Source organism: Variovorax sp. CCNWLW186 (genome assembly GCF_037203865.1).
Classification (GTDB): Bacteria; Pseudomonadota; Gammaproteobacteria; order Burkholderiales; family Burkholderiaceae_C; genus Variovorax.
In genome coordinates this window covers 22515-41024 of the sequence record NZ_JBBCBO010000002.1, presented here as the reverse complement: position 1 = coordinate 41024, position 18510 = coordinate 22515, and the positions used below count along the sequence as shown (strand labels likewise).

The 18510-nt window shown below is 66.0% G+C and carries 19 protein-coding genes; 5 read left to right on the top strand and 14 right to left on the bottom strand.

Annotated elements, in window-relative coordinates; all coding sequences use genetic code 11:
* Positions 1-2 precede the first annotated feature (2 nt).
* The 14 genes from V9K97_RS02625 to fliE all read right to left on the bottom strand — a co-directional run bounded on the left by V9K97_RS02625 (position 3) and on the right by fliE (position 12723).
* A complete protein-coding gene (locus V9K97_RS02625; protein ID WP_337297189.1) occupies positions 3-1316 on the bottom strand; it encodes an EAL and HDOD domain-containing protein in 1314 nt (437 codons plus the stop codon).
* A 27-nt stretch (positions 1317-1343) separates the two neighbouring features.
* The gene (gene cheA / locus V9K97_RS02620; protein WP_337316049.1) at positions 1344-3440 is read right to left on the bottom strand and encodes a chemotaxis protein CheA; all 2097 of its coding nucleotides are present in this window, start codon (positions 3438-3440) and stop codon (positions 1344-1346) included.
* Positions 3441-3481: 41 nt separating this feature from the next.
* Positions 3482-4432 (bottom strand): flagellar motor protein MotB, encoded by a 951-nt coding sequence (gene motB, locus V9K97_RS02615; protein ID WP_337308584.1) that lies wholly within the window; start codon positions 4430-4432, stop codon positions 3482-3484.
* A gap of 21 nt (positions 4433-4453) precedes the next feature.
* Positions 4454-5314 carry a flagellar motor stator protein MotA gene (gene motA, locus V9K97_RS02610; protein WP_258502096.1) on the bottom strand — a complete coding sequence of 287 codons (861 nt, stop codon included), beginning with the start codon at positions 5312-5314 and terminating at the stop codon, positions 4454-4456.
* A 68-nt stretch (positions 5315-5382) separates the two neighbouring features.
* Positions 5383-5991 (bottom strand): flagellar transcriptional regulator FlhC, encoded by a 609-nt coding sequence (gene flhC, locus V9K97_RS02605; protein ID WP_337316048.1) that lies wholly within the window; start codon positions 5989-5991, stop codon positions 5383-5385.
* Positions 5988-6326 carry a flagellar transcriptional regulator FlhD gene (flhD, locus tag V9K97_RS02600; RefSeq protein WP_258502099.1) on the bottom strand — a complete coding sequence of 113 codons (339 nt, stop codon included), beginning with the start codon at positions 6324-6326 and terminating at the stop codon, positions 5988-5990. Before flhD ends, flhC begins: the two co-directional genes overlap by 4 nt.
* 193 nt (positions 6327-6519) lie before the next feature.
* Complete coding sequence (locus V9K97_RS02595) at positions 6520-6822, bottom strand: EscU/YscU/HrcU family type III secretion system export apparatus switch protein (protein ID WP_337297193.1); 303 nt, start codon at positions 6820-6822, stop codon at positions 6520-6522.
* Complete coding sequence (locus V9K97_RS02590) at positions 6819-8150, bottom strand: flagellar hook-length control protein FliK (protein WP_337316047.1); 1332 nt, start codon at positions 8148-8150, stop codon at positions 6819-6821. The genes V9K97_RS02595 and V9K97_RS02590 overlap by 4 nt, the downstream gene beginning before the upstream one ends.
* Positions 8151-8175: 25 nt before the next feature.
* Positions 8176-8505, bottom strand: coding sequence for a flagellar protein FliT (locus V9K97_RS02585; RefSeq protein WP_258502102.1), 330 nt, complete (start codon positions 8503-8505; stop codon positions 8176-8178).
* A 19-nt stretch (positions 8506-8524) separates the two neighbouring features.
* Complete coding sequence (gene fliS / locus V9K97_RS02580; RefSeq protein ID WP_258502103.1) at positions 8525-8947, bottom strand: flagellar export chaperone FliS; 423 nt, start codon at positions 8945-8947, stop codon at positions 8525-8527.
* Positions 8948-8964: 17 nt separating this feature from the next.
* Entirely contained in the window at positions 8965-10416 is a 1452-nt protein-coding gene (gene fliD, locus V9K97_RS02575; RefSeq protein WP_337316046.1) for a flagellar filament capping protein FliD, read from the bottom strand.
* Between the two features lie 55 nt (positions 10417-10471).
* Positions 10472-10828 (bottom strand): flagellar protein FlaG, encoded by a 357-nt coding sequence (locus V9K97_RS02570; RefSeq protein WP_337316045.1) that lies wholly within the window; start codon positions 10826-10828, stop codon positions 10472-10474.
* A gap of 119 nt (positions 10829-10947) precedes the next feature.
* A complete protein-coding gene (locus V9K97_RS02565) occupies positions 10948-12237 on the bottom strand; it encodes a FliC/FljB family flagellin (RefSeq protein ID WP_258502107.1) in 1290 nt (429 codons plus the stop codon).
* Between the two features lie 168 nt (positions 12238-12405).
* Complete coding sequence (gene fliE, locus V9K97_RS02560; RefSeq protein WP_258502108.1) at positions 12406-12723, bottom strand: flagellar hook-basal body complex protein FliE; 318 nt, start codon at positions 12721-12723, stop codon at positions 12406-12408.
* A 348-nt stretch (positions 12724-13071) separates the two neighbouring features.
* Here fliE and fliF point away from each other — a divergent pair, with 348 nt between their 5' ends.
* The 5 genes from fliF to fliJ all read left to right on the top strand — a co-directional run bounded on the left by fliF (position 13072) and on the right by fliJ (position 18509).
* Positions 13072-14778: a flagellar basal-body MS-ring/collar protein FliF gene (gene fliF, locus V9K97_RS02555; RefSeq protein WP_337316044.1), complete on the top strand. Its 1707-nt coding sequence runs from the start codon at positions 13072-13074 to the stop codon at positions 14776-14778.
* Positions 14775-15770 (top strand): flagellar motor switch protein FliG, encoded by a 996-nt coding sequence (gene fliG / locus V9K97_RS02550; protein WP_157615469.1) that lies wholly within the window; start codon positions 14775-14777, stop codon positions 15768-15770. Before fliF ends, fliG begins: the two co-directional genes overlap by 4 nt.
* A 65-nt stretch (positions 15771-15835) precedes the next feature.
* Entirely contained in the window at positions 15836-16579 is a 744-nt protein-coding gene (gene fliH, locus V9K97_RS02545; RefSeq protein ID WP_337297198.1) for a flagellar assembly protein FliH, read from the top strand.
* Between the two features lie 5 nt (positions 16580-16584).
* A complete protein-coding gene (gene fliI / locus V9K97_RS02540) occupies positions 16585-18030 on the top strand; it encodes a flagellar protein export ATPase FliI (RefSeq protein WP_337297199.1) in 1446 nt (481 codons plus the stop codon).
* 23 nt (positions 18031-18053) lie between these two features.
* Entirely contained in the window at positions 18054-18509 is a 456-nt protein-coding gene (fliJ, locus tag V9K97_RS02535) for a flagellar export protein FliJ (RefSeq protein WP_258502113.1), read from the top strand.
* The last annotated feature ends 1 nt before the right edge of the window (position 18510 follow it).

Genomic DNA, 18510 nt, shown 5'->3' with positions numbered 1-18510 from the left:
CATCAATGGCCGTCAATGGGCACCGCGTCCTGCGACCAGGCCAGCGCGGAAAGGTGTGCGGCGTTGACCTGGTCGGCGCTCAGCAGCAGCGCCTCCGCCAGGCGCGGCGCATCGCCGGTGTCCAGCTCGCAGGCCTCGGCCAGCGAGAGGAAGGGGCCGTACACGCCGCCGCGCGTCAGGATGGCTTGCTGAACCGAATCGGAAAGCTGCACCTTGCTGAGCACCTCTTGCATCGGAATGCCGAGCAGCTGGTCGATGAGCGAGAACATGCCCACGACGAAAAGGTTGTCCGACTCGCCGCGCGGCAGCATGATTTCGCCCATCAGCTCGACGAACCGGCCGCGCATGATGGCCTTCTTCATCATGAAGGGCGGGCTGCCCGTCGGGTTGCTGGTTGCCAGCAGCATCGACAGCCAGCGGAACAGCGGCGAGTAGCCGAGCATGGTCACCGCATGGTGCAGCGAATGGATCTCGACGCCCGCGCCCACGGCGGGCGAGTTCATGTGGCGCAGCAGCCTGTAGGTGAGCGCCGCATCGCGCTTGAGTGCCGCTTCGATCTCGCGCAGGTCTTCGTTGCGCTGGATCATCTGCAAAAGCCGCATGATCAGGATCGATTCGGGCTCCAGCGCGTGGCTGCCGGTTTTCACCACGGGCGGCGGCAGGCCGCAGCTCGGATCGGCAAACACGTCGATGCGGCGCGCGGCGCAGGCCTCGAAGTCTTTCCACGAAGCCATGCGCGTCGCAATCGGCTGAACGGGCATGTGGTCGGGCTGCTCGCCGCGGCGCGCGGCCGCAACGAGCATGGGGTCTCCGCCGCCCACGTCGAAGTGGGTCACCATGCCCAGCAGCTCGTGGTCTTCGGGCAGCGCCGTGGCGCCGCGCAGCATGAAGCTGAACCCCTGCTCGCGAAGGAACAGCAGCACCGGCCGGAGGTCCTCGTTCGCAAGATCGGCAAGCTCCACGCAGAACACGGTGTATTCGGGCGGCAGCGATTGCAGCGCGCCGTGCGCCAGCGATTCGGCGTTCACATCGAAGAACAATTCGCTGCGCCCCAGCTGCCAGGGAGTATCCGGCGGATTGAGGTGCTCGGTCACGCAGGCCACCAGGGCCTTGAACTGCGTGATCGCGTCGGGCGCCTCTTCGGGCTTGGCCGCCGGGCGCCAGTTGAGCTTGTAGCCCGCAACGCGCTTCTGGGCATCCAGCAGCAGGGTGTAGGCCACATAGCCGTCTGCATTGCGCAAGGCCGTCAAGTCTTTCGACTGTCCGGCTGCCGCGGTTTCTTCGGCGGTGGAGCGCCGGAAAAAATCAAAACGCATTGCATCGTCTCCGTATGGTTATCGTTTTCAGGCGGCAACCGGGTCCAGCCGGGCCGCATGCGCCAGGGCGGTGGTGCGCGTCACGTGCGCGCGCTGGATGCGCGGCATGGCATCCACGTCGATGATGAAAGCCACGCTGCCGTCGCCCAGGATCGTTGCGGCCGAGATGCCCGGAACCTTGCGGTAGTTGGTTTCCAGGTTCTTCACCACCACCTGGTGCTGGCCGAGCAGTTCGTCGACCAGGAGCGCAAAGCGCGTTTCGCCGGCCTGCACGATCACCAGGATGCCCTGCGTGGGATCGGTCTGCGCGCCCGACACGTCGAACACGCTGTGCAGCTCGATGAGCGGCAGGTATTCGCCGCGCACCTTGATCACGTGGCCGTCGCTGGTAATCGAATGCAGGTGCTCGGGCCGCGGCTGCAGCGACTCGATCACGTAGCTGAGCGGCAGGATGTAGGCCTCGGTGCCTACCTTGACGGACATGCCGTTCAAAATGGCCAGCGTGAGCGGCAGCACGATGCGGGTGGTGGTCCCCCAGCCTTCGCGCGAGCTGATCTCGACATGCCCGCCCATCTCCTGGATGTTGCGCTTGACCACGTCCATGCCCACGCCGCGGCCCGAGATGTCGGTGACCTGCTCGGCCGTGGAGAAGCCGGGCGCGAAGATCAGCTGCCACACCTCGTCGTCGGGCATGGTCTCGGTCACGGGCAGCCCCTGCTGCATGGCCTTGGCCAGGATCTTTTCGCGGTTGAGGCCAGCGCCGTCGTCGCTCACCTCGATCACGATGTTGCCGCCGTGGTGCTGGGCTGACAGCAGCAGCTGCCCTTCGGCTTCCTTGCCCTTGGCAATGCGCTGCGACGGCGTTTCAATGCCGTGGTCGAGGCTGTTGCGCACCAGGTGCGTGAGCGGATCGATGATGCGTTCGATCAGGCCCTTGTCGAGTTCGGTTTCCTTGCCGAAGGTGTCCAGGCGCACCTCCTTGCCGAGCTTGGCGCTCACGTCGCGAATCACGCGCGGGAAGCGGCTGAACACATAGTCCATCGGCATCATGCGGATCGACATGACCGACTCCTGCAGGTCGCGGGCGTTGCGCTCCAGGTGGCCCAGGCCGCTCAGGAAGCGCTCGCACTCCACCGGGTCGAGCATGGTGGCGGCCTGCGTCAGCATCGACTGGGTGATGACGAGTTCGCCGACCAGGTTGATGAGCTGGTCGACCTTCTCCACGTCCACGCGGATCGAGCTCGAGTCCTTTGCGGCCGTGGCCGCACCCGCGGCGGACGGCTTGGCGGCCGCGCCTGCGGGTGCCGCGGCGGGGCGGGCCGCTGCCGGGGCAGCCGGCGCGGCGGCCACTGCTGCCACTGCTGCCACCGCTGCCACCGCGGCAATAGGCGGCGGGTTTGCCGCGCTCGCCGCGCTTTCGGCGCCCGCCGCAGCGGCGGCCTCCGGCGTGATCTCGATCTGCGATTCGTCGATGACGAAGCAGCACACGGCAATGATGTCGTCCGGCGAGCAGGTGGTCTCGAGCACCACCGTGAGCTGGTCGTTGCTGCGCGTGCGCGACAGCAGCTTGCCGAGGTTTCCGAGTTCATCGGCCAGCAGGTCGCATTCGCTGTCGGAAAGGCGCGAGAACTTGATGCGCAGCGCGTCGTGCCCCGATGCGGCCGCAGCGGCAACCACAGGGGCAGCCGCCACCGGCGCGGGTGCGGGCGCCGGGGCCGGTGCGGCGGTTGCGCCGCCCTCGGTCTCGAGCGCGAGCTGCCGGAGCACGCCGCAGATGTGGGCGACCATTTCGGGATCGGGTTCGTTCTCGGCCTGATAGGCAATCAGTTGTTCTTGCAAGGCGTCCTTCGTTTCCAGAAATGCATCGATCATCGAGCGGCTCAGGTTCAGCTGGCCATGGCGCGCGCGGTCGAGCAGGGTTTCAAGCAGGTGCGTCGTATCGGTCAGCGCAACAAAGCCGAACGTGGCCGCGCCGCCCTTGATGGAGTGCGCGGCACGGAAGATGGCGTTGAGCTGCTCGCTGTCGGGCGCATCGGCGTCCAGCTCGAGAAGCAATTGCTCCATCTGCGCCAGAAGCTCGACGGCTTCGACAAAAAATGCCTGGGTGAACTGACTGAGATCCATCGTTGCTCCGAACCGGCTTGCTGTAGGGCCGGCATCAATTTCTATGGGTGCTCTGCGGAAGCGCCGCCGCCGGCGCTCCCCCTGGCCGTTACCTTGACGCTCTGGGCGGGCAGCAGCGGCGAAGGCGACGACAGTGACTTGGCGGGCCAGCTCGCGGCGTTGCCGCTTCCGCTGTTCTCGCGCTCTATCTGGTGCTGGGTGCGGTGGTTGAGCAAAATGATGCTGATGCGCCGGTTGATCGGGTTGCGCGGATTGCTCCTGTCCAGGTGCATGCTGTCGGCCAGCCCAACCACGCGCAGCACCTTGTTCTCGGCCATGCCGCCCACCACCAGTTCGCGCCGCGAGGCGTTGGCCCGGTCGGCCGACAGCTCCCAGTTGCCGTAGGAGCGGTCTCCGTTGGTGTAGACGATGGCGTCGGTATGCCCCGACAAGGTGATCTTGTTCGGCAGCTCATTGAGCGTGGGGCCGATCTCCCGCAGGATGGCGCGCATGTGCGGCACCAGCTGCGCGCTGGCCAGGTCGAACATCGGGCGGTTCTCGCTGTCGACGATCTGCAGGCGCAGCCCCTCGGTGGTGATGTCGATCAATATCTGCGAGCGGAACTGCTTGAACACCGGGCTGTTCTCGATGAGCTTGTCCAGCCGGTCCTTCATGCTGGCCAGGCGCTCGGCGTCGGCGTCTTCCTCGGCGTCGGCCCGCTGGACCTCGCCGTCGGCGCGCGTGCTCGGGTCCATGCCGCCGCCCGGAATCACGCTTTCGCTGGTGCTGCTTTTCTCGCCGCCGCTGATGGCCACCTTCAGCGGCATGCGAAAGTGTTCCGCAATGCCTTCACGCTGCTTGGGCGAGGCATTCGACAGCAGCCACATCACGAGAAAGAACGCCATCATGGCCGTCATGAAGTCGGCATAGGCGATCTTCCAGCCGCCGCCGTGCCCCCCGCCTCCGTGGGCGGGAACGCGCTTGACGACGACCCTGTGTTTTTCCGTGCTCATGGCAATGTTCCACGCCGTGTATCAGCGGGCCTTGACCTCGCGCACGTGGCTGTCCAGCTCGGTAAAGCTGGGCCGCTCGGTCGAGAACAGCACCTTGCGGCCGAATTCCACCGCCAGCTGCGGTGCATACCCGTTCAGGCTTGCGAGCAGCGTGACCTTGGTGCACTGGTACATCTTCATGCTCTCGGCCACCTTCTGCTCGATGAGCGAAGCCAGCGGCGAGACGAAGCCGTAGGCCATCAGCACGCCCAGGAAGGTGCCCACCATCGCGTGCGCAATCAGCGCGCCCATCTCCGAAGGCGGCAGGTCCGCCGAGGCCAGCGCATGCACCACGCCCATCACGGCCGCAACGATGCCCAGCGCAGGCAGCGCGTCGCCCACGCGCGAAAGGCTGTGCATGGGCACTTCGGCTTCGTGCTTGATCGTCTCTATCTCGTGGTCCATCAGCGCTTCGATCTCGAATGCGTCCGTGTTGCCGCTGATGACCAGCCGCAGGTAGTCGCACAGGAACTCCATCACGGCCTCGTCGGCCAGGATGTTGGGATAGCGGGCGAAGATCTCGCTCTTGGCCGGGTCCTCCACGTCGGACTCCAGCTTCATCATTCCTTCCTTGCGCGCCTTGGCCAGCAGCTCGTAGAGCAGCGCCAGCAGGTCCAGGTAGAGCTGCCGGTTGTGCTTGGACGAGCGCAGCAGGAGCGGCAGCTCCTTGAGCGTCGACTTGATCGTCTTGCCGTTGTTGCCCGCAATGAAGGCGCCCAGCGCGGAGCCGCCGATCATCAGCAGCTCGACCGGCTGGAACAGCACCCCGAAGTGCCCGCCCATGAGCGCATAGCCGCCGAACACGGCGCCTATGACCACCAGATAACCAACCAAAAGGAGCACGCGCTTCCCCTACTGCCCTTGAGGCGTCGATTCAAAAGCCTTGCCCGCGGGGGCAAGGTCCGCTTTTTTCAATGAAGTCCACCGCCGTCGAGCGCCGCTTCCACGGCCAGACCAATGCTTTCCATGCCCGGCACAGCGATTTCGCCGCCCGCCGCGCGCTTCGAGCCGCGCGCCTTGCCTGCCCGCGACGGGGGCCGGCACAGCACGCAGACGTACCCGCTCTTGTGGTCGTGCGCATGCGCCACGAACTGCCCCGCGCACCGGCAGCAGGTGCTCAGTTGCAGCATGTCGCTGTCGAAGAAACGAACCATCGTGTACGCACGCGTGAAATCCAGAACTGGCTCGCTTTCCTGCGCTTCAATTTGCTGCAAATACAATTTGTAGCTTTTAATCAATACCCAAACCTTTTCTTCATCGGAATGGGTTTTCATGAATTGATACATGTTGTAAAACATTGACGAATGGATATTCGCCAACCAAGTCATATACCAATCCGTTGAAAAAGGGAGCAGCCCCTTGGGCGGAGAGACGCCCTTGATTTCCTTGTAGAGGCGGATCAGCCGCTCGCGGCTCAGGCCCACTTCCGACTCGAGGAACTGCAGGCGGGCGCCGAGGTGGATCAGCTGGATCGCCAGCTGAACTTCGCGCACCTCGCCAAGGACGCTCTTGGTGCTCATACGGCTGCGGTTTCTTTTTGGCTCTGCAGGCTTCGTGCCGACATCAGTATCGACATGTGCGCTTGTTGCAGCATCGTGTCCTTACCTTCGCCAACCACCGCCGACATCGAGGCATGCTCGTCAAGGCGGAAACTGCACAGCAGGAAGTTCGACGCCGCCAGTTTGAGGATCTGCGCCAGCGACATGCTGGCCAGCATGTCGGCCAGTTCGCGGCTCACGCCCAGGCGAAACATTGCCGCCACACGGTCCTGCTTGACCAGCTTCTGCGCAAGCAACATGTAGGCGAGATTGATGTCACCGATCTCGCGGGAGATCTCGCCGTTGGCCACGTTCATCACAATATCCGTTTCCAAAATTGCACTCCGTTCAGTCATGTCTTGAGTGAATTATTCCAACTATTTAACACTTTGTAACTTTCGATCACGGGGAAACTGTAAAGCGAGCTACAAGTACATGTAAGCTTTTGTTGCAAACACGTTACATGGTTTCCACCGATGAAATTAGTTCTCATTTATTCTCGATAGTTAATTACAAAGCATTAACTTTTCCGGGCCCTGCGGCACCCTGGTCGGCTTCGATCCCGTGGATCCACGCCATCACCTCTGCCACGGCCAGATAGAGCTGCGGCGGGATCTGCCGGTCGAGATCCACCTGCATCAGCAGCTTGATCAGGTCCGCAGAGGCGTGCACGTACACGCCGTTCTCCCGCGCCTGCCGCAGGATCGATTCCGCCGTTACCCCGTAACCCTTGGCCACGACCACCGGCGCCTTCGCCTGGTCGGCATAGGAGAGAGCCACCGCGCTCGGGCGCGTATCGGTCGAGGCAGTCATTCGGCATGCCCCACCGGGCTCATCGCCGTGATCTGCAGGTCTTGCAAGCGCAATCCGGCGGCCTCGAGGCGCGGCCCCAGTTCGCCGCTGTCATTGCGCAAGCGCGCGAGCGTTGCGGTTTCGCTTGCGGCAAGGCGGGCCTGAACGAGTTCACCCGTCAGGCTCAGCCGCAGATCGACGGCACCCAGCCTGGGCAGCGAGAGCGAAACGGTGGTCGACCAGCTGCGCGGGCGCTCCTTGCGTTCGTCGTTGCGTTGGTCTCCAGGCGCATCGGCGGGCTGGTCGGCCTCTTCGTGGATCGACCACTCCATTGGCACGTTCGGCCATGCCTGGCCGCTCCAGCGAAAAACCGAGGTGGCCAGCAGATCGAGCTGCTGGTGCACCAGTGCCACGGTTTGGGGGTGAATCATTTCAGCCGGTACGGCCACTGAAGCAGCCGTGCGCGCGGAAGAAGCAGCGGCACTGTTTTCGCCGAGGCTGCGGCTCGCGAGGCGCTCGTCGGAAACCACGCCCGCATCACTCGCATTGCCCGCAAGAGCCGGAACCGCGGCCGAAGCCACCGGAACTCCCTGGCTCGTGTAGACCGACGCGGGCGGTGTTTGCGTGGCTGCACCTGGCGGAACAGCAACGGGTTGCCCTTGGACGGGTGCGCCCTGCAAAGGCTGGCTCGCCGTGGGAACGGATGCGCCCGCGGTCGCAACCGGTTGGCCAGCGGCGGGAACCGCCAAAAGCTGACCCGCGGCAACCGGCCGACCCGGAACTACCTGGGCGGGCTGGGGCTGTGCATGCGCCTGGGATGCAGGCTGCGCCGCCCCAGCATTGGTGGGCGTGGCCGCCTGCGTCAACCGCATTTGCGGCTCCTGCGCCAGTTGCTGCACGGTGCGAAGTCCGTTGACAAATTCGACCAGGTGCGATTCGTAGAACAGGCCGCTTGCTGCCACGGTCTGCGCCAGCGCGCCGGCGAGCACGGGCGCCGCGGGCGTCTGCGCCGAGGGCCACAGGGGCGCCGCGCCACGCACAGGCTCGGGGTCGGCATGAAGATCGGCCAGCACGGCGCTGATGGCGCGGGCCGCCGCCGACCACTGGGTAGCCACCGAAGGCGGTGCATCGGAGGCGCGCGGTGCGCCCGCCGGCACCTTGGCCGGCAGCACGGCCTCGAGCAGGGAGTGGGACGGCAGCCGAACATCGTTCTTGACCTGCTGGACCTCGGCCACGGCGCCGGCCGGCAAGCTGGTGCCGACCTCGGTCTGCAGCGCAGCGAGCTCCGGCCGCAGTGCGGCGAGCTTCGTTGCGAGCGGCGCATCGGCGAGTCCGATCGATCTGTTCATTGCGTTTGCCGTGCTCTCTTGCAGGTCAATACGGCGTGCCGTATGCCCTGCCGAGTTCGCTGCGCATCTGCAACTGGGCCATCTTCGACACCAGGTCCTCGAGCTGCGGCTTGACCATGTCGCACACCTCTTCCTGGTCGGAATGGATGCAATCGATCAGGTTGCGCACCTGCTCCAGCTGCACGGGGTCCAGCGACACCTTGCCGATGGCCTTGAGGCGGTCGACCAGCGCCGCGCAACGGGCTTCGAGCTCGGCAAGCCGTTCCCATTCCTTGGCGCGGGCGAGCGCCGCCATGAGCGACATGGTCGAGGCCAGTTCGCTGTAGCAGTGGAGGACTTCGTGGCGGACCGGCATGGCCTGCGATTCCGGTGTTTCAGTTGTCGGCACTTGCACCGCCGACTTCGCGCCATGCGGACGCAATGTTCTCGAGAATCGCTTCGGCCTCGTCGAGCGCCTTCACGTCGTGGTGCAGGTTTGCGTACAGCAGCCGGCGAATCACGAAGTCGTACAGCGCCGACAGGTTGGCCACCAGCTCGGCGCCCGCGGCGCCTGCCGCCTTGGCGTCCAGGCTGGCCTTCAGCCCGTTGTCGACGATGCTGATGGCCTTGGAAATCGCGTTGCCCTTGGCCACGGTGTCGCCGCTCGTCATGTGGTGCCGCGCCATGCCGATGGTGGTGACGACGCCGTCGAACAGCATGACGATGAGCTGGTGCGGCGAGGCACTCATGGCCTGCGTTTCCACGCCGACGCGGGCATACGCGTTGGCACCGGCCCTGAAGTTGTGAGAGGTGTACATGGATTGCTCTGCTGGAATTACTTGCTGCTGCTGCTTTGCATGCTTGCGAACTGCTGCGTGAGATAAGTGCTGGTGCTGCTCATCTGGCTCATCAGCAGGTCAAGCTGGGTGAACTGCGCGCGATAGCGCTCCACCTTGGCATCCACGCGCATCTTCATGTCGGTGAATTGCTGGTCGAGCTGCTTGAGGGAGGCCGTCATGCCGTCCGAAGCCACCTTGAGCGCGCCGCCGGTGGAGGTGAGGTTGTCCACCACCGCGCTGATCTGCTTGCCGTAGCCAGCGGTGCTGCCGGTCGCGCTGGCAAAGAGCCCCGCAACGCCCGAAAGATTGGTGCTGACGGCCGTCTTGAGCTTGGCCGAATCGACGGCCATGGTGCCGTCCTTCTGGAACGTGACGCCGATTTCCGACAGCACCTTCAGATCGGTCGGGCCGCCGGCCTGCGGCGTGGTGAGCGCCTGGCGAATGCGGGTCTGCAGGTTGCGCAGCGTGGAGTCGCCGACCAGCGCGGCGCCGGTCTTCGAATCCTTGTCGTAAGTGGTCAAGGTGTTGGCGGTGGCCTGCAGGCTGTTGTAGGCCTTGACGAAATCATTGATCGCTGCCTCCACCGTGGCGGTGTCGGGCTGCGTTGCAAGGTTGCTGGAGCCGGTCTTCAGCAGGTTCAGCGTGGTGCCCTGGATGGCTTCCTTCACGGTGTTGCTCGCGCTGGTCACGGCAATGCCGTTGACCGTGAGCTGCGCGTTCTGCGCGGCCACCGTCTGGCGCAGGTTCTGCGTACCGGCGGGGTCGTTGTTCAACAGGCCCTGCAGCGACGCATCGCCGGCCACCGAGATGCGCATGCTCGATGCTTCGCCCGTTTGCGAGGACGTCAGCACCAACCGGTGCGGCGTGCCGCTGCCGTCGTTCACGATACTGGCCGACACGCCGGCCTTGGCCGCGTTGATCGCGTCGCGGATGCCTTCGAGGGTGTTGTTGGTGCCGTTGATGGTGATCGGCACGGCGGTGCGGCTCGCATCCTTCGTGAAGCTCGCACTCGTGTAGGTTCCGGTTGCGGCATCGAGCGTGCCGCCGCCCACGGTGCCGAAGTCGATGGTGATGGTGCCGGTGCCGACGGCGGCCTTGGCGTCGGCCCGACCAGCTGCCACCAGCGATTGCGACTGCGCAAGCTTGGTTACGTCAACCGTGTAGGTGCCGGCCGTGGCCGTGCTGCCGGCCGATGCGGTCAGCACCTCGGGCACGCTCGACGTGACCTTCGCGCCCTGGAACAGCGCGGGGTCGGACAGCTTCTTGGCCGCCGCCTGCAGCGTGCTGAGCGAGTTCTGCAGCGTGCCGTAGGCCGAGAGCTTGCTCGTGTAGCTCACCTGCCGTTGCTGCAACAGCACGAGCGGCTGGCTCTCCGCCGTTTCGAGCTGCGTAAGCAAGGTGCTCAGGTCGAGCTTGGAGCCAACGCCAAGGCTGCTGATCGATGCCATGTTGAGATGTCCTGAAAACTACGAATAGGAGAAAAAGAAAAAAGAAGGAGATCCGTCAGGCTTCCTGGCTCACCAGCAGGCCGGGCGCCTTGCCCAGCACCTTGGCGATGCGCACCACTTCCTCCGAAGGAATCTGGCGGATGACTTCGCCGCTCGCGCGGTCGACCACCTTGACGATCATCTTGTCGGTGTCCTCGTCCAGCTCGAACTGCAGCCCGACCGAACGGCTCTGCAGCGAGGTGTTGATCTCGCGCACCGCCTCGGCAACCTGCGTGGGCGTTGCTTCCTCGACCACGGCCGCCGGCACTGCCGACGACTCCGCCGAAGCGGGCGCGACTGCGCCGGCCGTCCGCTCGGAGAGCATCTGCATCCACTGCTGGCCTTCCGCCGCCGGGGCTACGGGAATCGACATGATTTCCACCTTCTTGATTGCTTTCGCTGTCGTCTGCAGCCTGGCCGGAGCCAAGCCGCAGGGAACAGCGCAGGCGGAGCCGGGTTTGCACCCGGGCGCCTGCGCAATGCCTTACTGGATCAACGCAGGAGCGACAGCACGCCTTGCGTGGTCTGGTTCGCCTGGGCCAGCACCGAGGTACCAGCTTGTTGCAGGATCTGAGCGCGGGTCATGTTCGACACTTCGACTGCGTAGTCGGCGTCTTCGATGCGCGAACGCGAAGAAGACAGGTTGGTCACCGTGGTGCCGAGGTTGGCGATCGTGGAGTCGAAACGGTTCTGCACCGCACCCAGCGAGCTGCGCAGGTCGTCGACCATCTTCAGAGCTGCGTCGAGCTTCTTCATCGGGTCGATCGAAGCCGCACCGGCGAACTCGGCCGTCTTGCCAGCACCGCTCAGGACGATGTCCGTGCCGGTGTTGTCGAAGTCGGTGGGCGTTGCGCCGCCGTTGGCCAATGCGCCACCGCCGACCGCGAAGTTCTTGCCTTGCACGGCAACGTAAGCGGTAGCCGCGCCAGCAGCGTCCACACCCACCTTCACCAGCTGGTCGGCCAGTGCAACAGCGGTCGTCACGCCGTTGTCGGTGTCGGTGAACTCGACGTCGGCCACGTTCAGGACCACGTCGCCGGTCGTGTCGTCAACCGAAGCAGCGTAGAAGTCGTCACCCGACTTGACCACGAAGTTGGCGGTTGCGGCGCCGGTGGCGTCCTTCACGTTGTGCAGGCTCAGCGAAGAAGCATCCACGCCCAGCGAGGTGGCAGCCGACGAGAGGTCGACGTCTGCCGGCGTGCCGCCGAGGTTGGTCTGCGTGATCGGAGCGCTGACGGGCAGAGCGTTGCTGCTGACAGAGAAGCCAGCCAGGCCGAGCGTCGTCGAGTCGATCTGCTTGAGGTCGATCTTGATCGTTTCGCCGTCGTTGGCACCGACTTGCACGGTCAGCGGCTTGGCGCCGGCCGACAGGACCTTCACGCCGTTGAAATCGGTCTGTGCCGAGACACGGTCGATTTCGCTCATGCGCTGGGTGATTTCGTCCTGGATGGACTTCAGGTCGCTGGCCGAGTTGCTGCCGTTGGCGGCTTGCACTGCGAGCTCACGAACGCGCTGCAGGTTGTTGTTCACTTCCTTCAGTGCGCCTTCAGTCGTTTGCGCCAGCGAGATGCCGTCGTTGGCGTTGCGCTGGGCTTGCGACAGGCCCTTGATGTTGGCGGTGAAGCGGTTGGCAATGGCCTGGCCCGCTGCGTCGTCCTTGGCACCGTTGATGCGCAGGCCCGAAGACAGGCGCTGGATCGCGGTGTTCAGCGACGATTGCGACGCGTTGAGGTTGTTCTGCGTAAGCAGCGAGAGACTGTTGGTGTTGATGACTTGCGCCATTTTCGACTCCTGATAGACAAAGGTTGTGGACTCCGGCCGTCCGGCCGCAACGCTGGACCCGCTCCCACTGTGAGACTCAAGCCATCGTTGGTTTAGTTATCGGCAGGGGTTTCCAAACATTTAGAGTCCGGCGCAAAAAAGTTGCGCTGCCCACACAACCCACAGGGATCAGGCGGGCAGGTTCATCACTTCCTGATAAGCAGCCACCAGGCGGTTGCGCACCTGCAGGCCGGTCTGGAAAGCCACGTTGGCCTTCTGCAGGTCGACCATCACGTCGTTCAGCGCAACGCCCGGCTTGCCCATTTCAAAGTCTTCGGCCTGGCCGTAGGCCTTGGTCTGCGCGGTGCTGATGTTGTCCAGCGAGCGGCGGAGCTCGGCGGCAAAGCCTCCCGGCTCGGCCGCTTCGGCGGCGGGCTGGGCAATGCCCGTCTGGAGCGAGGTGACCCGCATCTGCTGCAAGACGGACTCGATGGCGGCAATCGACATGGAATGCTTTCTATGTGTGTGAATCTGGGGGTGGACAAGGAAGCACCGGGGCGCCTCCGCGTGTTTTCAGCGTATCAGGGGAAGCCCTTGGGACATGCCCCCAACTGACGGCAAAACCCCCAGTTGTTCGACCAATCGAATATGGCGCGCCTGCTGAGAATCAACGCCGATCCCCAAGCCCGCTGACGACACCACAGCCCACCGGCATGACTCCAGAACATCGAAGCCTCCAGCCCCTCACCATGACCCCGCGCCGCCCGGTGCTCCTGGCCGTGACCGGGGTACTCGCATGAGCCGCCGGGCCGCTCCCAAGGCGAATACCGCAGCCCGCAGGGCGGAGGTTTTCCAATGAGTTCGGCGGCGCCCGCGGGCGCAATGCCGTCGCCCGGTTCCGCAATTGCGGACCGCCTGCGCGCACAACCGAAACTGCCCCTGATCGTCGGCGCCGCCGCGATCGTCGCCGCTGCCGCCGCGTTCCTGCTCTGGAGCCGCGGTCCCGACTACGGCGTGCTCTATACCAACGTGTCCGACCGCGACGGCGGCGCCATCATTGCGTCGTTGCAGCAGATGAACGTGCCGTACAAGTTCGCCGAAGGCGGCGGCGCGATCCTGATCGCCAGCGACAAGGTGCCTGAAGTGCGCCTGAAGCTTGCCTCCCAGGGCCTGCCCAAGGGCGGCGGCGTCGGCTTCGAACTGCTGGACAACCAGAAGTTCGGCACCAGCCACTTCGCCGAGCAGGTCAACTACCAGCGCGGCCTGGAAGGCGAGCTTGCGCGCTCCATCGAATCGATCGGTTCGGTCGAATCGGCGCGCATCCACCTGGCGCTGCCCAAGCCCTCGCTCTTCGTGCGCGACCAGAAGAAGCCTTCGGCCTCGGTGGTGCTCACGCTGCACCGCGGCCGCAGCATCGACGAAGGCCAGGTCAGCGCCATCGTGCACATGGTGTCGAGCAGCGTGCCCGAACTGAATGCCAAGAGCGTGACCGTGGTCGACCAGCACGGCAACCTGCTGTCGGCCGCCAACGCCGGCGCGCGCGGGCTGGACGTGAGCCAGCTGAAGTACGCGCAGGAAATCGAGCAGGGCTATATCCGCCGCATCGAGGCCATCCTGCAGCCGATTCTTGGCGCTACCAACGTGCGCGCGCAGGTCGCCGCGGACATCGACTTCTCCGTGGTCGAGCGCACCGAAGAAAGCTACAAGCCGAACCAGGACCCGCGCAACGCGGCGATCCGCAGCCAGCAGTCGAGCGAATCGACCCAGCAAGGCGCCACGCCGCCGGGCGGCATTCCAGGCGCCCTGTCGAACCAGCCGCCGCAAACGCCGAACGCGCCCATCACCACGCCGCCGGCGCCCAATGCCCCGGCACCGGGTGCAGCGGCCGCGGCGGGTGTTGCAGCAACGGCCGGCTCGGCGCCGGGCAGCGCACGCAAGGACGTGACGACCAACTACGAGCTCGACCGTTCGATCCGCCATGTGCAGCAGGGCGCGGGCGGCGTCAAGCGGCTGTCGGTGGCGGTGGTGGTCAACCATCGCAGCGCGCCGGATGCGAGCGGCAAGCTCGTGCAGCGCGCGCTCACGCCGGCCGAGATCGAGCAGATCCGCAACCTGGCCAAGGAAGCCATGGGCTTCAGCCAGGAGCGCGGCGACTCGCTCAACGTGGTCAACAGCGCCTTCACCCGCGACGGCGAAGACGGCCAGGCCGGACCCGAGCTGCCCTTCTGGCGCGACCCGGCCAACCTGGGGCTCGCCAAGACGATCGGACAGTACGTGCTGCTCGCCTTCCTGGCCCTGTTCGCCTGGTTCGCCGTGCTGCGGCCGCTGCTGCGCAAGCACCTCGCGCCGCCGGCGCCCCCGGCCGCCGCCGCGCCAACCGGCCCCGGCGCCGCCGCGGAGACGGACGGCATGAGCGACGAGGACGAAGCGAACGCATCGCGTCTCAGCGCAAAGGCACGTGAGATCGAACGCCAGAAGGCCGACCTTGCCTACGCACACGAAACCGCCGACCAGGACCCGCGCCTGGTGGCCACGTTGATCAAGCATTGGATGAACACATGAGCGATGCCGGCACAAGAAAAAGCGCGATCCTGCTGATGTCCCTCGGCGAGGACCGCGCAGCGGCCACGCTGGCCCACCTGCCCGCCACCGAAGTGCAGGCGCTGGGCGCGGCAATGGCCAAGCTGAGCCAGGTTTCCAAGGACGAGCTGGCGGCCGTGCTGGCCGAGTTCCGCATGGAGACCGAGCAACTGTCCGCGCTGCACCTGGGCTCGGGCAGCTACATTCGCGCCGTGCTGCGCAAGGCGCTCGGCGACGACCGCGCAAGCAACCTGCTCGAAGACATTCTCCAGCCCGAGCAGCCGCACGGCGGCATCGAGCGGCTGAACGACCTGGAAGCCGGCGAAGTGGTGGAGCTCATCCGCGACGAACACCCGCAGATCCTTGCCACGCTGCTGATCCACCTGGACCGCAAGAAGGCCTCGGAAGTGCTCGAGAAACTGCCGGAGCGCCTGCGCCACGACGTGATTCTTCGCGTGGCCACCTTCGGCGGCGTGCAGCCCGCGGCGTTGGCCGAGCTGACCGACGTGCTGACCGAAATGCTCTCGGGCGAAGGCCTGAAGCGCAGCCGCCTGGGCGGCGTGCGCACGGCGGCGGAAATCGTCAACCTGATGAACAGCGCGCAGGAAGAAGGCGCAATCGCCCATGTGCGCGAGCACGACGATGCGCTGGCCCAGCGCATTCTCGAAGAGATGTTCGTGTTCGAGAACCTGCTCGACCTGGAAGACCGCTTCATCCAGCGCCTGCTCAAGGACATCGAGTCCGATTCGCTCATCGTCGCGCTCAAGGGCTCGGCGCCCGAGCTGCGCGAGAAGTTCCTCAAGAACATGTCGCAGCGCGCCGCGGAAACGCTGCGCGAAGACATCGAACTGCGCGGCCCGGTGCGCGTGTCGCAGGTCGAGACCGAACAGAAGGCAATCCTGCAGGTGGTGCGCCGCCTGGCCGATGCCGGCGAGATCGTCATCTCCACGCCCGGAACCGATGACTTCGTCTGAAACCATGTTGCAAGTCCAATTTCGCGGCAAGTGCGGCAAGCGCGCTAACGCGGGGAGTCGATGAGATGACCTTGGCCAACCAATCCTTTGCGTCCCGCGCGCGGCAGAGCACGCCGCCCATGCCCGCGAGACCGCGCCTTTCGGCCTGGCAGCGGTGGGAGATGAGTTCGCTCGACGAAGACACGCTCGCAGCGGGCGTGCCCGCTGAAGCGGCCGCGGCGCCGCGCGTGGACCCCGCGGCGCTGGCCCGCGAGGCCGAGCTCGAGCGCCTAAGGCTGGAGGCGCGTGCCACCGGCGAGGCCGAAGGCCGGCGCGAGGGCTGGGCCCAGGGCCATGCCGAAGGGCATGCCGCCGGCCTGGCCGCGGGCCTGGCCGGCGCAAGCGCGCATGCGGAGCAACTGCGCGCACTGGCCGCTGCGCTGCCTGCCGCATTGCGCAGCGCCGAAAGCGAACTGGCCGATGCCGTGATGGCGCTTGCATTCGATGTGGCACGCCAGGTGATCCACCGCACGCTGCGCGTCGAACCCGAATGGGTGCTTGCGCTGGTGCAAGACCTGCTGCACGCCGAGCCCGCCCTGCAAGGCGAGCCCCGCCTGCTGCTGCACCCTGAAGACGTGGCACTGGTGAAGAACAGCCTCGGCAACGAACTGCAGGCCGCCGGTTGGCAGGTACGTGCCGACGACACGCTGGCCCGCGGCGGCTGCCGCGTGCGCTCCGCGAGCGGCGAAGTGGATGCGAGCCTGGAAACGCGCTGGAAGCGCGTGGCCGATGCGTTCTCGCCCAACGGTGGCGAGTCGGCCGGAGGCTGAAAACGATGTCCGCCACAGCACAAGCCGCAGCACCTTCCGCGTCTGCCGCCAATCCGCACCTCAAATCCTGGCTGGGCACGCTCGCGCAAGCCCGCCACGACGTCGGCCTTTGCTCGACCATTGCCACCTCAGGCCGGCTCACCCGCGCGGTGGGCCTGGTGCTGGAGGCCGTGGGCCTGCAGCTGCCGGTCGGCAGCGACTGCCTGATCGAACTGCCGCCCGGTTATCCGCAGCGCCATGCGGAGGCCGAAGTGGTCGGCTTTGCCGGCGACCGACTGTTTCTGATGCCGCAAAGCGAAGTGGCCGGCCTGCTGCCCGGCGCCCGCGTGTTCGCGCGGCCCGGTCCGGCCCAAGTCAATACGGGCGGCAGCTCCGGCGATGCGCATACCAAGCGGCTGCCGGTGGGCGAAGGCATGCTTGGCCGCGTGGTCGATGCCGCCGGACGCCCGCTCGACGGACTCGGCCCGCTCGACGTGAGCCGCCGCGTGCCGCTGAGCTCGCCGCCGATGAACCCGCTTGCGCGCGCGCCGATCGATTCGGTGCTCGACGTGGGCGTGCGCGCCATCAACGCCATGCTCACGGTGGGCCGCGGCCAGCGCATGGGCCTGTTTGCCGGCTCCGGCGTGGGCAAGAGCGTGCTGCTGGGCATGATGGCGCGCTACACCAGCGCCGAGGTCATCGTGGTCGGGCTGATCGGCGAACGTGGCCGCGAGGTGAAGGACTTCATCGAGAACACGCTCGGCGAAGAGGGCCTGGCCCGCGCCGTGGTGGTGGCCGCACCGGCCGACAACTCGCCGCTGCTGCGCCTGCAGGGTGCGGCCTATGCCACCTGCCTGGCCGAGTACTTTCGCGACCAGGGCCGCGACGTGCTGCTCATCATGGATTCGCTCACGCGCTATGCCATGGCGCAGCGCGAGATCGCGCTGGCCGTCGGCGAGCCGCCGGCCACCAAGGGGTATCCGCCCTCGGTGTTCGCCAAGCTGCCGGCGCTGGTCGAGCGGGCCGGCAACGGCTCGCGCGACGCCAATGGGCGGGGCGGCTCGATCACGGCCTTCTATACCGTGCTGTCCGAAGGCGACGACCAGCAGGACCCGATTGCCGATTCGGCGCGGGCCATCCTGGACGGCCACGTGGTGCTGTCGCGCACGCTGGCCGAAGCCGGCCACTACCCGGCCATCGACATCGAGGCTTCCATCAGCCGCGCGATGACGGCGCTGATCGAGCCTTCGCAGTTCGACACCGTGCGCCGCTTCAAGCAGGCGCTCTCGCGCTACCAGCGCAACCGCGACCTCATCAGCGTCGGGGCGTATGCGGCCGGCCACGATCCGCAGCTCGACCAGGCCATTGCGTTGTACCCGCGCATCGAGGCCTTCCTGCAGCAATCGATGGAAGAGCGCTGCGACTACGCCACCTCGATCGCCCGCATGGGCAGCCTGTTCGAACCCGCCTGAGCCACAACCACCACGGAGCCGCCATGCCGCACAAACTTCCGCTCGACACGCTCACCGACCTCGCCCGCAACAAGACCGACGACGCGGCGCGGCAGCTCGGCCTGCTGCAGAACGCGCAAGTCAGCGCCGCGCAGAAGCTGGAGCTGCTGCTGCAGTACCGCCAGGACTACAGCGACCAGCTGCACGTGCTGATGCAGAACGGCCTGCCCTCGGCGCAGTGGCACAACTACCGCAACTTTCTCGGCACGCTCGACGGCGCCATCCAGCAGCAGCAGGCCATCGTCGCGCAGGCCGCCAGCCGGCTGGACATCGGCCGCAACGAATGGCAGCACCACAAGCGCCGCCTCAACTCCTTCGACGCACTGGCCGAGCGCATGCGGCGGCAAGAGCTCGTGGTCGGCGCACGGCGCGAGCAACGCGACAGCGACGAACGCGCGGCGCGCAAGTTCTTCGACCGCGCCTCCCAACCGACACCCTGAC

Excerpts from the sequence above, each read along its gene's own strand:
- V9K97_RS02625 (WP_337297189.1), bottom strand. The coding sequence starts at position 1,316 with ATGCGTTTTGATTTTTTCCGGCGCTCCACCGCCGAAGAAACCGCGGCA.
- cheA (WP_337316049.1), bottom strand. The coding sequence starts at position 3,440 with ATGGATCTCAGTCAGTTCACCCAGGCATTTTTTGTCGAAGCCGTCGAG.
- motB (WP_337308584.1), bottom strand. The coding sequence starts at position 4,432 with ATGAGCACGGAAAAACACAGGGTCGTCGTCAAGCGCGTTCCCGCCCAC.
- flhC (WP_337316048.1), bottom strand. The coding sequence starts at position 5,991 with ATGAGCACCAAGAGCGTCCTTGGCGAGGTGCGCGAAGTTCAGCTGGCG.
- flhD (WP_258502099.1), bottom strand. The coding sequence starts at position 6,326 with ATGAACGTGGCCAACGGCGAGATCTCCCGCGAGATCGGTGACATCAAT.
- V9K97_RS02595 (WP_337297193.1), bottom strand. The coding sequence starts at position 6,822 with ATGACTGCCTCGACCGATACGCGCCCGAGCGCGGTGGCTCTCTCCTAT.
- V9K97_RS02590 (WP_337316047.1), bottom strand. The coding sequence starts at position 8,150 with ATGAACAGATCGATCGGACTCGCCGATGCGCCGCTCGCAACGAAGCTC.
- V9K97_RS02585 (WP_258502102.1), bottom strand. The coding sequence starts at position 8,505 with ATGCCGGTCCGCCACGAAGTCCTCCACTGCTACAGCGAACTGGCCTCG.
- fliS (WP_258502103.1), bottom strand. The coding sequence starts at position 8,947 with ATGTACACCTCTCACAACTTCAGGGCCGGTGCCAACGCGTATGCCCGC.
- fliD (WP_337316046.1), bottom strand. The coding sequence starts at position 10,416 with ATGGCATCGATCAGCAGCCTTGGCGTTGGCTCCAAGCTCGACCTGAGC.
- V9K97_RS02570 (WP_337316045.1), bottom strand. The coding sequence starts at position 10,828 with ATGTCGATTCCCGTAGCCCCGGCGGCGGAAGGCCAGCAGTGGATGCAG.
- V9K97_RS02565 (WP_258502107.1), bottom strand. The coding sequence starts at position 12,237 with ATGGCGCAAGTCATCAACACCAACAGTCTCTCGCTGCTTACGCAGAAC.
- fliE (WP_258502108.1), bottom strand. The coding sequence starts at position 12,723 with ATGTCGATTGCCGCCATCGAGTCCGTCTTGCAGCAGATGCGGGTCACC.
- fliF (WP_337316044.1), top strand. The coding sequence starts at position 13,072 with ATGAGTTCGGCGGCGCCCGCGGGCGCAATGCCGTCGCCCGGTTCCGCA.
- fliG (WP_157615469.1), top strand. The coding sequence starts at position 14,775 with ATGAGCGATGCCGGCACAAGAAAAAGCGCGATCCTGCTGATGTCCCTC.
- fliH (WP_337297198.1), top strand. The coding sequence starts at position 15,836 with ATGACCTTGGCCAACCAATCCTTTGCGTCCCGCGCGCGGCAGAGCACG.
- fliI (WP_337297199.1), top strand. The coding sequence starts at position 16,585 with ATGTCCGCCACAGCACAAGCCGCAGCACCTTCCGCGTCTGCCGCCAAT.
- fliJ (WP_258502113.1), top strand. The coding sequence starts at position 18,054 with ATGCCGCACAAACTTCCGCTCGACACGCTCACCGACCTCGCCCGCAAC.